The 13,471-nt window shown below is 69.9% G+C and carries 16 protein-coding genes; 5 read left to right on the forward strand and 11 right to left on the reverse strand.

Annotation, left to right across the window (positions count from 1 at the left end; genetic code table 11):
- The first annotated feature begins 12 nt into the window (after positions 1 to 12).
- Genes OEY_RS0100340 through OEY_RS0100360 form a run of 5 tightly spaced genes read left to right on the forward strand, consistent with a single transcriptional unit; the run spans position 13 to position 2,575 of the window.
- Positions 13 to 474: an Asp23/Gls24 family envelope stress response protein gene (locus OEY_RS0100340; RefSeq protein ID WP_010591973.1), complete on the forward strand. Its 462-nt coding sequence runs from the start codon at positions 13 to 15 to the stop codon at positions 472 to 474.
- On the forward strand, positions 471 to 788 hold the full coding sequence (locus tag OEY_RS0100345; RefSeq protein ID WP_010591974.1) for a hypothetical protein: 318 nt from the start codon (positions 471 to 473) through the stop codon (positions 786 to 788). The genes OEY_RS0100340 and OEY_RS0100345 overlap by 4 nt, the downstream gene beginning before the upstream one ends.
- Positions 785 to 979, forward strand: coding sequence for a hypothetical protein (locus OEY_RS0100350; protein WP_010591975.1), 195 nt, complete (start codon positions 785 to 787; stop codon positions 977 to 979). The genes OEY_RS0100345 and OEY_RS0100350 overlap by 4 nt, the downstream gene beginning before the upstream one ends.
- Complete coding sequence (locus OEY_RS0100355) at positions 972 to 2,009, forward strand: DUF6286 domain-containing Asp23/Gls24 family envelope stress response protein (protein WP_010591976.1); 1,038 nt, start codon at positions 972 to 974, stop codon at positions 2,007 to 2,009. Before OEY_RS0100350 ends, OEY_RS0100355 begins: the two co-directional genes overlap by 8 nt.
- The gene (locus tag OEY_RS0100360) at positions 2,006 to 2,575 is read left to right on the forward strand and encodes a hypothetical protein (protein WP_010591977.1); all 570 of its coding nucleotides are present in this window, start codon (positions 2,006 to 2,008) and stop codon (positions 2,573 to 2,575) included. The genes OEY_RS0100355 and OEY_RS0100360 overlap by 4 nt, the downstream gene beginning before the upstream one ends.
- Positions 2,576 to 3,115: 540 nt before the next feature.
- Here OEY_RS0100360 and tuf read toward each other — a convergent pair.
- The 11 genes from tuf to OEY_RS27850 form a co-directional block, all read right to left on the reverse strand.
- A complete protein-coding gene (gene tuf / locus OEY_RS0100365) occupies positions 3,116 to 4,306 on the reverse strand; it encodes an elongation factor Tu (RefSeq protein WP_003937665.1) in 1,191 nt (396 codons plus the stop codon).
- A gap of 95 nt (positions 4,307 to 4,401) precedes the next feature.
- Positions 4,402 to 6,504, reverse strand: coding sequence for an elongation factor G (fusA, locus tag OEY_RS0100370; protein ID WP_010591978.1), 2,103 nt, complete (start codon positions 6,502 to 6,504; stop codon positions 4,402 to 4,404).
- Between the two features lie 147 nt (positions 6,505 to 6,651).
- Positions 6,652 to 7,122: a 30S ribosomal protein S7 gene (rpsG, locus tag OEY_RS0100375; RefSeq protein WP_003937663.1), complete on the reverse strand. Its 471-nt coding sequence runs from the start codon at positions 7,120 to 7,122 to the stop codon at positions 6,652 to 6,654.
- Positions 7,122 to 7,496 carry a 30S ribosomal protein S12 gene (gene rpsL, locus OEY_RS0100380; RefSeq protein ID WP_003937662.1) on the reverse strand — a complete coding sequence of 125 codons (375 nt, stop codon included), beginning with the start codon at positions 7,494 to 7,496 and terminating at the stop codon, positions 7,122 to 7,124. The genes rpsG and rpsL overlap by 1 nt, the downstream gene beginning before the upstream one ends.
- A gap of 310 nt (positions 7,497 to 7,806) precedes the next feature.
- The gene (locus OEY_RS0100385; protein WP_010591979.1) at positions 7,807 to 8,340 is read right to left on the reverse strand and encodes a DUF3558 domain-containing protein; all 534 of its coding nucleotides are present in this window, start codon (positions 8,338 to 8,340) and stop codon (positions 7,807 to 7,809) included.
- A complete protein-coding gene (locus OEY_RS0100390; protein ID WP_010591980.1) occupies positions 8,337 to 8,879 on the reverse strand; it encodes a DUF3558 domain-containing protein in 543 nt (180 codons plus the stop codon). The genes OEY_RS0100385 and OEY_RS0100390 overlap by 4 nt, the downstream gene beginning before the upstream one ends.
- Positions 8,880 to 8,888: 9 nt before the next feature.
- Entirely contained in the window at positions 8,889 to 9,518 is a 630-nt protein-coding gene (locus OEY_RS0100395; protein ID WP_010591981.1) for a TetR/AcrR family transcriptional regulator, read from the reverse strand.
- On the reverse strand, positions 9,515 to 10,171 hold the full coding sequence (locus OEY_RS0100400; protein ID WP_010591982.1) for a TetR/AcrR family transcriptional regulator: 657 nt from the start codon (positions 10,169 to 10,171) through the stop codon (positions 9,515 to 9,517). The genes OEY_RS0100395 and OEY_RS0100400 overlap by 4 nt, the downstream gene beginning before the upstream one ends.
- A gap of 147 nt (positions 10,172 to 10,318) precedes the next feature.
- Positions 10,319 to 11,098: an enoyl-CoA hydratase family protein gene (locus OEY_RS0100405; RefSeq protein ID WP_010591983.1), complete on the reverse strand. Its 780-nt coding sequence runs from the start codon at positions 11,096 to 11,098 to the stop codon at positions 10,319 to 10,321.
- A gap of 11 nt (positions 11,099 to 11,109) precedes the next feature.
- Positions 11,110 to 12,270: an acyl-CoA dehydrogenase family protein gene (locus tag OEY_RS0100410; protein ID WP_010591984.1), complete on the reverse strand. Its 1,161-nt coding sequence runs from the start codon at positions 12,268 to 12,270 to the stop codon at positions 11,110 to 11,112.
- The coding region (locus tag OEY_RS27850; protein ID WP_010591985.1) for a biotin/lipoyl-containing protein at positions 12,270 to 13,471 on the reverse strand (1,202 nt) is incomplete at its 5' end. The genes OEY_RS0100410 and OEY_RS27850, both read right to left, overlap by 1 nt.

Here is a 13,471-nt window from a genome sequence, read left to right on the forward strand (position 1 = left end):
CGAGGAGCCCCCATGACCAGCGACAGCGGCGCAGGCATCAGCCGCGTGCAGTTCGGCAGCGGAATCGCTCCGGGGCCGGTCGACACCCAGGGGCGCACCATCATCGCCGACGCGGTCGTGGCGAAGATCGCCGGAATCGCGACCCGCGAGATCAGCGGTGTCTACGACGTCGGCGCCGGCACCGCACGAGTGGTCGGGGCGCTGCGGGACCGCATCCCCGGCGCGCGGATCAACCACGGCCAGGGCGTCGCCGTGGAGGTCGGGGAGAAACAGGCCGCGATCGACATCGGCATCGTCGCCGAATACGGCGTGGCCCTGCACGAACTCGCGGTCGCGATCCGCCACAACGTGATCGCCGCCGTCGAACGGATGACCGGCCTCGAGGTCACCGAAGTCAACATCACCGTCTTCGACGTCGTGCTGTTCGACGAGGCCACGGGCGTCGCCGACGACCTGAAACCCCGCGTCCAGTGACCACTCCCGCCGAGCCCGCAGAACTGGCCGCGGCCGCCGCCCTCGAGGTGCCCGGCGTCGCCGACCTGCACGGCGGAGCCTTCGGCGAGGTCGCGACATATCTGCCGGGCCGGCGTGTCACCGGGATCCGCCTCGGTGCGGACACGTGCGCGGTCCACATCGTCGTCGAGTACCCGGCCGACCTGTACGCCGTCGCGGCCGCGGTCCGGGACCGGCTCGGGCCGCTGGTCGGCGTCCCCGTCGACGTGACCATCGAAGACCTGCGGATCCCGTCGCCCGACGGTGAGCACCCGACCAGTGAGGTGACCCCATGAACCACACCCCTGTCAGCAACACCGCCGTCGGACTCCTGGCGGGCCTGCTCCTCGCCCTCGCCGGCATCCTCGGCGGCTTCAGCGGTCTGCTGTTCGGCATCCTGCTCGGCGCCGTCGGCATGGTGATCGGCGCCCACCGGGACGGCCTCCTCGACCTGGGCGCCCTGCTGCGGAGCCGGGGCCGTGGCTGACTCCACGCCCACCGAGCCGGAGACCCTGCCGTCCCGGGCCGGCGCCGACGCCGTCGCCCCCGAGACGGTCGACCCCGTCGGGCACCGCGGACAGCTGGTGATCAAGGACCGCGCCGTCGAGCGGATCGCCGCGGCCGCCGCACTCCAGGTGCCCGGGGTGACCCGCCAGCGCGGCGGACTCAGCCTGTTCACCGGGCGGGACCTGCCCCGCGCCGACGTCACCACCGGCGGCGGCGCCGTCGCGGTCAACCTGTACATCGCGGCCGAATGGCCCTACGACGCCGCCGCCCTCACCCGGCGGGTGCACGACGCCGTCGACCGTCAACTCCACGAGCTGACCGGTCTGCCGGTGCACGAACTCAACGTCCTCGTCGCCGCGACGTCCGTCGCGGAGCCGGCCGAGCGCAACGAACCGTCGGTGCCGGTCGAGTACACCGAGGCCGACATCGTCGCCCGGACCGAGTACCGGGCTCCGGTCCCGGTCGTCGCGCCGTTGCCGCCCCTCGCCCACCCGGCCGCGGCGCCGGCGGCCGCGCTCATCGCCGTGGGGGCACTCGCGCTCGCGTTCGCCGCGGCCCGGGAACTGCTCATCGTCCGCGGCACGTACGCGGGCGCACCGTGGCTGCGCAACTCCTTCGAGTGGTTCGGCCGGCTGCACTGGCAGAGCTGGATCGCACCCGTCGCCGCGACCCTGGTCCTGCTGGGGGTCGTGCTCGTGGTGGTGGCCGTCAAGCCGCGTCGCCGCACGCACGTGCCGCTGCAGGTCTCCGGACCGGTCCCCACGGTGTGGATGCGCCGAACCGACCTGGCCCGGATGTGCAGCGCCCACGCGTCGACACTGCCCGGAGTGCACACGGCCCGCACCGTCGTCGATCGCCGTCGCGCGCTGGTCAGCATCGTGGGGTCGGGTGAGGAGTCGACCGCCGATCTGGTCGCCGCGGTCCGGGGCGCGGTGGCCCCGAACCTGGCACTGCTCGCCGAGCCGATCACGCTCGTGGTGCAGGTGCACCGACCGAGGACGGCACGATGAAGCTGCGCACCGTCCTGGTCAACCGCTTGCTCACGTTCGCCGTGGGCGCCGCGCTGCTCGGCGCCGGGGCGTTCGCCCTGGCCTGGGTCTGGCAGGTGCGTTTCGCCCGCGAATGGCTGGCCCGCCTGGACCGCCCCCGCATCATCGACGTCCCCGACCAGTCCTGGTGGGAGGGGGCGCTGTGGACCGCCGTGGCCGTGGGCGTGACGATCGGGATCGTGCTCCTGGCGGTCAACTTCTCCCGGCGCCGGACGTCGCGGGTGCAGCTGTACGACGAGGTCACCGAGGCCACTCTGGCCGTGGAACTCGGACCGGTGGCCGACGGTGTCGCCGGCGAACTGGCGGCCCTGCCCGGTGTGCGGGCCACCCGCAGCCGGGCCGTCGTCGAACGCCACTTGCCGACCCTGTCGATCACGGTGTACGCGGACCCGAACATCGACGTCGCCGACTTCACCGCCCGTGCCGAGGAAACCGCCGAGCGGGCCGCTCGCGCCCTGGGCGGGGCCCGGGTGGCGACGCAGGTCCTGCTGCACCTGGATCCGGCTCACCCCGAACCGGCCGCGTAGCCCGGTCGGTCGTCTCCCGGGCCGCCCACCGAGCCGAGCGAATGTGCCGCTCACCTCGTCGGACTCGGCGATACTTCCGCTCGATCCCGGAAACGCCGAACGGCGCCCACCCCGAGGGATGGACGCCGTCCGACGTCAGCGAGAACTAGCTCACTTGATGATCGCGTAGGCGGTGCCTACTTGATGATCGCGTAGGCGGTGCCTACTTGATGATCGCGTAGGCGGTGCCTACTTGATGATCGCGTAGGCGGTGCCTACTTGATGATCGCGTAGGCGGTGCCTACTTGATGATCGCGTAGGCGGTGCCTACTTGATGATCGCGTAGGCGGTGCCTACTTGATGATCGCGTAGGCGGTGCCTACTTGATGATCGCGTAGGCGGTGCCTACTTGATGATCGCGTAGGCGGTGCCTACTTGATGATCGCGTAGGCGGTGCCTACTTGATGATCGCGTAGGCGGTGCCTACTTGATGATCGCGTAGGCGGTGCCTACTTGATGATCGCGTAGGCGGTGCCTACTTGATGATCGCGTAGGCGGTGCCTACTTGATGATCTTCGTGACGCGACCGGCGCCGACGGTGCGGCCACCCTCGCGGATCGCGAAGCGCAGGCCCTCGTCCATGGCGACCGGCTGGATCAGGACGACCGACATCTCGGTGTTGTCGCCCGGCATGACCATCTCGGTGCCCTCGGGAAGGGTCACAACGCCCGTCACGTCCGTGGTACGGAAGTAGAACTGCGGACGGTAGTTGTTGAAGAACGGCGTGTGGCGGCCGCCCTCCTCCTTGTTGAGGATGTACGCCTGGCCCTCGAACTCCGTGTGCGGAGTGGTGGTGCCCGGCTTCACGACGACCTGGCCGCGCTCGACGTCCTCGCGCTTGATGCCGCGGACCAGCAGACCGACGTTGTCGCCGGCCTGGCCCTGGTCGAGCAGCTTGCGGAACATCTCGATGCCGGTGACCGTGGTCTTGGTCGAGGTCGGGCGGATACCGACGATCTCGACCTCCTCGTTCACGTTGATGACACCGCGCTCGATGCGGCCGGTGACGACCGTGCCACGACCGGTGATGGTGAAGACGTCCTCGACGGGCATGAGGAACGGCTTGTCGGTCTCACGGACCGGGTCCGGGATGGACTCGTCGACGGCGTCCATCAGGTCCTCGATGGACTTGACCCACTTCTCGTCGCCCTCGAGCGCCTTGAGCGCCGAGATCGGGATGACCGGGGCGTTCTCGTCGAACTCCTGGGCGGCCAGCAGCTCGCGGACCTCCATCTCGACGAGCTCGAGGATCTCCTCGTCGTCGACCATGTCGGCCTTGTTCAGGGCGACCAGGATGTAGGGCACACCGACCTGACGGGCGAGCAGCACGTGCTCGCGAGTCTGCGGCATCGGGCCGTCGGTGGCGGCCACGACCAGGATCGCGCCGTCCATCTGAGCCGCACCGGTGATCATGTTCTTGATGTAGTCGGCGTGACCCGGGGCGTCGACGTGCGCGTAGTGGCGCTTCTCGGTCTGGTACTCGACGTGGGAGATGTTGATCGTGATACCACGAGCCTTCTCCTCCGGAGCCTTGTCGATCTGGTCGAACGCGAAGCTCTCGTTCAGGTCCGGGTACTTGTCGGCGAGCACCTTGGTGATGGCAGCCGTGGTGGTGGTCTTGCCGTGGTCGACGTGACCGATGGTGCCGATGTTCACGTGCGGCTTGGTCCGCTCGAACTTCGCCTTCGCCACTTGAGGGTCCTCCTGGACTGTTGTTGCTTGCAGTATGCAGCAGTGCGGTTTTGTTACTTACTTGGTCGTGCAGCCGACCGGTTCTGCAACCGAGGTTACTCGCCGGTCGCCTTGGCGATGATTTCCTTCGAGACGTTCGACGGAACCTCAGCGTAGGAATCGAACACCATGGAGAAGTTCGCGCGACCCTGGGTCTTCGACCGCAGGTCCCCGATGTAACCGAACATCTCCGAGAGCGGAACCAGCGCCTTCACGACACGGGCACCACTGCGTTCCTCCATGGCCTGGATCTGGCCACGGCGGGAGTTGAGGTCGCCGATCACTTCACCCATGTAGTCCTCGGGGGTGGTGACCTCGACAGCCATGAGCGGCTCGAGGATGACCGGCGCAGCCTTGCGCGCAGCCTCCTTCAGGGCCTGCGAACCGGCGATCTTGAACGCCATTTCCGACGAGTCCACGTCGTGGTAGGCGCCGTCGAGCAGGGTGACCTTGACGTTCACCAGCGGATACCCGGCGAGCACGCCGTACTGCATGGCGTCCTGCGCGCCGGCGTCCACCGAGGGGATGTACTCGCGCGGCACGCGGCCACCGGTGACCTTGTTCTCGAACTCGTAGGTCGCGCCGTCCTCGCCCACGAACGGCTCGAGGGCGATGATGACCTTCGCGAACTGGCCGGAACCACCGGTCTGCTTCTTGTGCGTGAACTCGAGCTTCTCGACCCGCTTGGTGATGGTCTCGCGGTACGCCACCTGCGGCTTGCCGACGTTGGCCTCGACCTTGAACTCGCGACGCATCCGGTCGACGAGGATGTCGAGGTGGAGCTCGCCCATGCCGCCGATGACGGTCTGGCCGGTCTCCTCGTCCAGCTCGACGGAGAAGGTGGGATCCTCCTCGGCCAGCTTCTGGATCGCGGTGCCCAGCTTCTCCTGGTCGGACTTGGTCTTCGGCTCGATGGAGACCTGGATGACCGGATCCGGGAAGGTCATGGACTCGAGCACGATCGGGGCGTCCTGCGCGCACAGGGTGTCGCCGGTCGTGGTGTCCTTGAGGCCGATCATCGCGTAGATGTGGCCGGCCACCGCCTCGTCGACCGGGTTCTCCTTGTTGGCGTGCATCTGGAACAGCTTGCCGATGCGCTCCTTCTTGCCCTTGGTGGCGTTGAGCACCTGGGCGCCCGGCTCGATGCGACCGGAGTACACGCGCACGAAGGTCAGCTTGCCGAAGAACGGGTGCGCGGCGATCTTGAACGCCAGCGCGGAGAAGGGCTCGTCCTTGCTCGGCTTGCGGGTGAGGGCCTCCTCCTCGTCACCGAGCTTGTGGCCCTCGACCTCGCCGATGTCGAGCGGGTTCGGCAGGTAGTCGATGACCGCGTCGAGCATGGGCTGGATGCCCTTGTTCTTGAACGCGGACCCGCACAGCACCGGGTACAGCTCGGAGGCGACGGTCAGCTTCCGGATGGCGCCCTTGATCTCGGCGACGGTCAGTTCCTCGCCACCGAAGTACTTCTCCATGAGCTCTTCGTCGCTCTCGGCGACGGTCTCGAGCAGCTTCTCGCGGTACTCGGCGGCCTTGTCGGCCAGGTCCGCAGGGATCTCCTCGACGGTCGGCTCGGCACCGATCTCGACGGTGCCACGCCACGTGTAGGCCTTCATCTCGACCAGGTCGACGACGCCGTCGAACGCGTCCTCGGCACCGATCGGCAGCTGCAGCACGAGCGGCTTGGCGCCGAGACGGTCGATGATGGTCTGGACCGTGAAGTAGAAGTCCGCGCCCATCTTGTCCATCTTGTTGACGAAGCAGATGCGCGGAACGTCGTACTTGGCAGCCTGCCGCCAGACCTGCTCAGACTGCGGCTCGACGCCCTCCTTGCCGTCGAACACGGCGACCGCGCCGTCGAGGACGCGCAGCGACCGCTCGACCTCGACCGTGAAGTCGACGTGGCCGGGGGTGTCGATGATGTTGATCTGGTTCTTGTTCCAGAAGCAGGTCACCGCGGCGGAGGTGATGGTGATGCCGCGTTCCTTCTCCTGCTCCATCCAGTCGGTGGTCGACGCACCGTCGTGGGTCTCACCGATCTTGTAGTTCACACCGGTGTAGAAGAGGATGCGCTCGGTCGTCGTGGTCTTGCCGGCATCGATGTGCGCCATGATGCCGATGTTGCGGACCTTGTTCAGGTCGGTCAGCACTTCCTGTGCCACAGGTAACCCCGCTCGTAGCTCGTGTCGGTCCTAGGGTGCGGACCAGTGTTCTCGGATGTTCAGCCGGCCTTGAGGGACCGACACAGTTGTGCGAGCGGCCGGCCGGGAGGATGTCGGTAGCACCGGATCCTCCCGGCCGGCGGCGACTCACCAGCGGTAGTGCGCGAACGCCTTGTTGGCCTCGGCCATCTTGTGGGTGTCCTCGCGACGCTTCACGGACGCACCCAGGCCGTTGCTGGCGTCGAGGAGCTCGTTCGCGAGACGCTCGACCATCGTCTTCTCACGACGCTGACGCGAGAAGGTGACCAGCCACCGCAGCGCGAGGGTGGTCGACCGGCCGGGACGAACCTCGACCGGCACCTGGTAGGTGGCGCCACCGACACGGCGGCTGCGCACCTCGAGAGCGGGCTTGACGTTGTCCAGCGCGCGCTTGAGGGTGACGACCGGATCGGTGCCGGTCTTCTCGCGCGCCCGCTCGAGTGCCTCGTAGACGATGCGCTCGGCGGTGGACTTCTTGCCGTCCAGCAGGATCTTGTTGACCAGCTGGGTGACCAGCGGCGACCCGTAGACCGGGTCGGCGATCAGGGGACGCTTCGGAGCGGGACCCTTACGTGGCATCAGCCCTTCTCCTTCTTCGCGCCGTAGCGGCTGCGCGCCTGCTTGCGGTTCTTGACACCCTGGGTGTCGAGCGAACCGCGGATGATCTTGTAGCGGACACCGGGGAGGTCCTTCACACGACCACCGCGCACGAGCACCATCGAGTGCTCCTGCAGGTTGTGACCCTCACCCGGGATGTAGGCGGTGACCTCGACGGAGCTGGTCAGACGCACGCGGGCGACCTTCCGGAGCGCCGAGTTCGGCTTCTTCGGGGTGGTGGTGTACACGCGAGTGCACACGCCGCGACGCTGCGGGCTGCCCTTGAGGGCCGCGGTCTTGACCTTGGCGGCCTTGTCGCGGCGGCCCTTGCGGACCAGCTGATTGATGGTTGGCATCTACCGGCTTTCTCGTTGTCTGAAGACTGCTCGCACGAGCAACCTTGGCTGTTCTGAAATTAGGGATCCATCGGTTGGGGCAAGAGAGCTGCTGCCCCGCACCCACCCCTCGTGTGCACACGAGGTCGGGCGTGTCGCGTACCCCCACACAGGCAGCCGGGGGCTCGCTCCTGCGGAGATTCCACAGACCGCGCGCACGGCACTACCTCGCATAGGCACACAGATCGGCCCGGGCATGCCGGACACGACCCACAACGATACCCGGCGGCGCGGCGCAAGGTCAAAGCGAGCCACGGGGGTCCGCCGCCGCTCAACTGCTGAGGTCGAGGGTCAGTCGGGCCAGCGTGACGGCCGCCGCACACGGATCCGGGGACTGCGAGCCGGGGGCGTACTGCACCCACCAGCCGAAGATCCCCGTCGTGGACGCTCCCGCCGAGATCCCGCAGGACGCCGGGTCGTCGGGCGGGCGCATCAGCACCGCCCGCCGACCCTCCACGGTCGTGTTCTCCACCGTGTATCCCAGCCGTTGCGCCGTCCCCCGCTCGGTGTCCAGGGAACCGGTCTCGAACCAGTTGAAGGTGACCTTCGCCGAGCCCGCGGTGTCCCACCGGCAGATCGCCCCGAAGAAGCCTCGCTCGATCGCCTCCACGCCGACCGCCTCCGCGATCTGCTCGTCGGTGACGGCGTCGCACTCGGTGAGCAGGCGGGTGAACTCGGCGGAGGCACCACCCGATCCGGCCCCCTGCGGCACCGCCTGCCCCTCGATCGTGCTGCCGCACCCGGCGAGCGCCGCAACCAGGGCCAGCGCCACCGGCAGCGCCGCTGCCCGCTTCGTCCGCGTCACTCCTGTGCCCTTTCCGCGCTGAGCTCGGCCAGGTCGCGGGCCACCACGCACGCGTCCGCGGCCGGGGTGAAGGGTCCGTACGTCACGGACCAGTGCACGAAGTCACCGCCGAACTGCACGCCGATCTCGCACAGCACGGTCTGCCCGACGTCGTTCTGCGCCGAGCCCTGGAAGCCGGGTCTGCCGTCGATCTCCACGTCGATCGCGGGCCGGCCGATCAGATCGGAGCCGGCCCGTTCGCGGCCGATCGGACTGCCGCGGTACCAGGAGAACGTCACGCTCGGGCCGCCCGCCCCGACCAGCTCCCATTCGCACCCCACCGAGTTGCGGGTGACCTGTGCGAACGACCCCAGCCCGAAGGCCCGGGCCACCTCGTCGTCGGTGACCGACCCGCACGCACCGAAGAACGGGCCCGGCTCGGTCACCTGCGGCGTGGGCGCCGCGCCCGGCGCCGGGGTCTCGGCCGCATCCGAACCACATCCGGCGACGACGGCACCGGCGAGCCCGAGGACCGCGACCGTGGCCAGCTTGGGAGGCATGACACCAACCTAACCGGCCGGGTGCTGCGCCGCCGAACGCTGCCGGGCCGCGTCGAGCACCGTGTCGAGCTGCGCGGCCCAGTGCCGCACGATCTCGGCCCGACGCCGCGAGTCGTCGGTGAGGACGTCGGCGAGGCCGAGCCCGCGCGCGAGGTCGAGGGTCGCCTGCACCATGCGGTGCACCGTCGGGTCGACCTCGTCCACGCCGAGCTGCTCGACGGCGACCCGGTGGGCGACGCGGCCGAAGCGTTCCTCCAGGGGGACGATGCGGGCCCGCAGTTCCGGATCGGCCGCCGCGGCCGTCCACACCTGCAGCGCCGCCTTGAACAGGCTGCCGGTGTAGTAGTCGACGAGCCGGCGCACCACCGCCTCGGTGCGGGCCGCGCCGACGGGCATGTCGACGGGCTCGCGGCGGGCGAGGTCCATGCGGCTGTCGAACATGAACTCGAGCGCCGCGGTGATCAGGTCCTCCCGGGTCGGGAAGTGGTGCTGCGCGGCGCCGCGGGAGACTCCCGCCCGTTCGGCGACGACGCCCACGGTGGTCGCGCCCCATCCCAGCTCCGCGAGGCAGTCGATGCTCGCCTCGAGCAGCCGGCGGCGTGTGGCCCGGCTCCGATCCTGTTTGGGCTGGCGGGTCATCGCAGCGCACCCCCGGCGGCGGAATCCCCGGGTTCGTCGTCCACCAGGACCCGTTCCATCTGGCGGCGCCACACCGCCAGCTGGGGTTCGGTCAGCGGGTCGCGCGGGTCGATGGCGTACCCGAGGGCCGCCCCGCGCATCGCCTGATAGATCAGGTCGCGCACCTCGACGAACCGGGGGCGGTTGGCGATCTCCGGACCGAAGTTCGCGGTCGTCTGCTCCTTGATCATCCGGCCCAGGATTCGTTCGAGCGGCAGCAGCTCGGCCCGGAGTTCCTCGTGGCCGCGCGCGGCGAGCCACAGCTCCATCGAGGCCCAGAAGTACGGCTGCCGGAAGTTCCACCACATCCGATCGACCGCGACGGCGATACGTTCGACCGGGTCGGCGGGCCAGGGATGGTCGCCGTCGAGGCCCTGGACCCCCTGGGCGGCGAGGTGGTGCACGGCGGCGACGAGCAGGGCGTCCCGCGACGGGTAGTGGTGCAGCAGCCGTCCGCGGGACACGCCGGCAGCCTGCTGGATGCGCACCGTGGTGGCGTTGGAGTAGCCGTGCTCGACCAGCACGGCCACCGCCGCGTCGAGGATCCGCTTGCGGGTGGCGCGGCTGCGTTCCTGCTCGCCGCGACGGCGGGTGTCCGGGGACGGGCTGCTCATGGCGATCAGATTAGGCAGACCGGCGCGCCGGCTCGCGGAGGGTGACCGTCCACGTGAGGTGCCCGGGACGGGTGCCGCCGACGACCGCCCGCACGCGCGCGCCCGGCAGGTCTCGGGCACGTCCCGGCCGGGGCGGCGGACCGTTCCTCACGGACGGCTCCACGCCGGCGGCCGCTTCTGCAGGAACGCGGTCATCCCCTCGACCGCCTCCGGCGAGCCGAACAGCCGCGCCGACTGCTCCGCCAGCGCGTCGCCGTACCGATCGAAGTCGGCGAGCATCCGCATCGTGGTCAGCCGCTTGGATTCGCCCAGCCCCTGCGGGGAACACTCCCGCAGCTGGGCGAGGATCTCCGCCACCGCGGCCCGCGGATCGTCGGTCTCCACGGTGACCAGGCCGATCGCCGCCGCGACCTCCGGCCCGAACCGCTCCCCGGTGAGGAAGTAGCGGCTCGCGGCGCGGGAGGTGAGCCGCGGCAGCACCGTCAGCGAGATGATCGACGCGGCCAGGCCCAGCCGGGCCTCGGTCAGCGCGAACGTCGACCGGGGCCCGGCGACGGCGAGATCGCACGCGCCGACCAACCCCATGCCGCCGGCGCGCACGTGCCCGTCGATCCGCCCGATCACCGGTTTGGGCAGCTCCAGGATCGAACGCAGCACCGCCGTCATCTCCCGGGTCCGGGCGGCGGCCGCCGCGGCGACGCCGCCCTCCGCGGTGCTCGCCTCGCTCAGGTCGGCCCCGGCGCAGAAGGTGCCGCCCTCGTGGGTGAGCACGACGGCGCGGACCCCGTCGTCGGCGGCCGCGTCGGCAAGTCCCTGCCGGAGCTGCGCGACGAGCCTGGCGGAGATCGCGTTGCGGTTGTGCGGCGAGTCGAGAGTGAGGGTGGCGAATCCCTCGCTCACCTCGTACCGGACGAACGTCTCGGACACCGGCGCTCCCCTCAGTACGACCGGGGCAGACCCAGCGAGTGCTGGGACACGAAGTTGAGGATCATCTCCCGGCTCACCGGCGCCACCCGTGCGATGCGCGCCGCGCCGAGCATCGCGGCCAGCCCGTACTCCCGGGTGAGCCCGCCCCCGCCGTGGGTCTGGATCGCCTGGTCGAGCGACTTGATGCTGGCCTCGGCCGCGGCGTACTTGGCCATGTTCGCGGCCTCGGCAGCACCGAAGTCGTCGCCGCTGTCGTACAGCACCGCCGCCTTCTGCATCATCAGCTTCGCCAGCTCGAGCTCGATCTTGCACTGGGCGAGCGGGTGGGCGATGCCCTGGTGAGCCCCGATCGGCGACTTCCACACGGTGCGTTCGTTGGCGTACCGCACCGCGGCGTCCAGGGCGTAGCGGCCCATCCCGACGGCCATCGCCGCGCCGAGGATCCGCTCCGGATTCAGGCCCGCGAACAACTGCATCAGCGCCGCGTCCGGCTCCCCCACCAGCGCGTCCGCCGGCAGTCGCACGTCGTCGAGGAACAGGGTGAACTGATGGTCCGGCTCGACGATGTCCATCTCCATCGGCGTCTTGACGAAGTTCTCGGCATCGGTCGGGACGATGAACAGCGCCGGCCGCAGCTTCCCGCTCTTCGCGTCCTCGGTGCGGGCGACGACGAGCACCGCGTCGGCCTGGTCCACGCCGGAGATGTAGATCTTGCTGCCGTGGAGGATCCAGTCCTCGCCGTCGCGGCGCGCGACGGTGGTGATCTGGTGCGAATTGGACCCGGCATCGGGCTCGGTGATGCCGAACGCCATGATCTTCGAGCCGTCGGCGAGCCCGGGCAGCCAGCGCTGCTTCTGCTCGTCGGTGCCGAACTTGGCGATGATGGTGCCGCAGATGGCGGGCGAGACGACCACCAGCAGCAGCCCGCAGCCCTGCGCGGCGAGTTCCTCCTGCACCAGGGCGAGTTCGTAGATGCCGGCCCCGCCGCCGCCGAATTCCTCCGGCAGGTTCACGCCCAGGAATCCGAGCCCGGCGGCCTCCCGCCACAGCTCGGTCAGCGGTTCGCCCTTGCGGGCCTTCGGCAGCACGTAGTCGGTGTAGTTGTAGCGCTTGGCCAGGCCCGCGACCGCAGCCCGCAGCTGCTTCTGCTCGTCGGTTTCGATGACGCTCATCACTTCTCCTGGGTGTCGGTGGACTCGGTGGGGGTGACGACGGCCAGCACGGCGCCCAGTTCGACCTGGGTGCCGACGGCCACGGGCAGTTCGGTGAGCACGCCCGCGGCGGGGGCCTTGACGATGTGTTCCATCTTCATCGCCTCGAGCCACAGGACCGGTTGCCCCGCGTCGACCGCGTCGCCGACCGTTGCCCCGATCCGGATCACCGACCCGGGCATCGGCGCGAGCAGCGACCCCGCGGCGACATGGGCCGAGGGTTCGACGAACCGCGGGATCGCTCGCAACCGCACCGGACCGAGCGAGGAGTCCACGTGCACCGTGTCGCCGTAGCGCGCGACGTGGAACTGCCGCTGCGCGCCGTCGATCGCGAGCACCACCCGGCGCTCGGTGTGTGCGACGAGGACGATGCCCGGATGGCCGTCGGCGACCAGGCCGTGCCGGGTGAGCCGGTACCGCACCTCGTGTTCACCGTGGTCGCCGTCGTACCGCTTGACCTGTGGCTGCGACGGCAGGTTGCGCCAGCCGCTCGGCAGGCCGCGGCCGCCCGTCGCCGTCGCACGACGAGCGGCGGCGTCGGCCAGGGCCGCGGCGAGCGCGGACAGCGACTCGGCGGCGGCGTCGGCGAGCGGCGCGGCGAGCGTGGCGAGCCCGTGTGTGTCGAAGAAGGCGGTGTCGGTGTTGCCGGCCAGGAACTCGGGATGCCGGAGCACGTTCACGAGCAGGTCCCGGTTGGTGCGCAGGCCGTGCACCTCGGCACGGGTGAGCGACGTCGCGAGCATGCGGGCCGCGCGGTCCCGGGTCGGGGCGTAGGCGATCACCTTGGCGAGCATCGGGTCGTAGTGCACGCCCACCACCGAGCCGTCCTCGACGCCGGCGTCCAGACGCAGCCCGGGCCCGGGCAGGACCTCGAACTCGGGGACGCGACCGGGCAGGGCGAGGCGGTGCACCGTGCCGGACTGCGGCCGCCAGTCCTCGGCGGGGTCCTCCGCGTAGAGCCGCACCTCGATCGAATGTCCGCTCGCCGGAGGGGGTTCGGGATCGAGACGGCCGCCGGCAGCGATCTGGAGCTGCAGGTCGACGAGGTCGAGCCCGGTGGTGCACTCGGTGACCGGGTGCTCGACCTGCAGCCGGGTGTTCATCTCGAGGAAGAAGAACTCACCTCCGGCAGTGACATTTCCCGTCGCTTCGCTCGCCCCGG

The sequence above is a fragment of the Rhodococcus sp. P14 genome, from assembly GCF_000256505.1.
GTDB lineage: Bacteria > Actinomycetota > Actinomycetes > Mycobacteriales > Mycobacteriaceae > Rhodococcus > Rhodococcus ruber.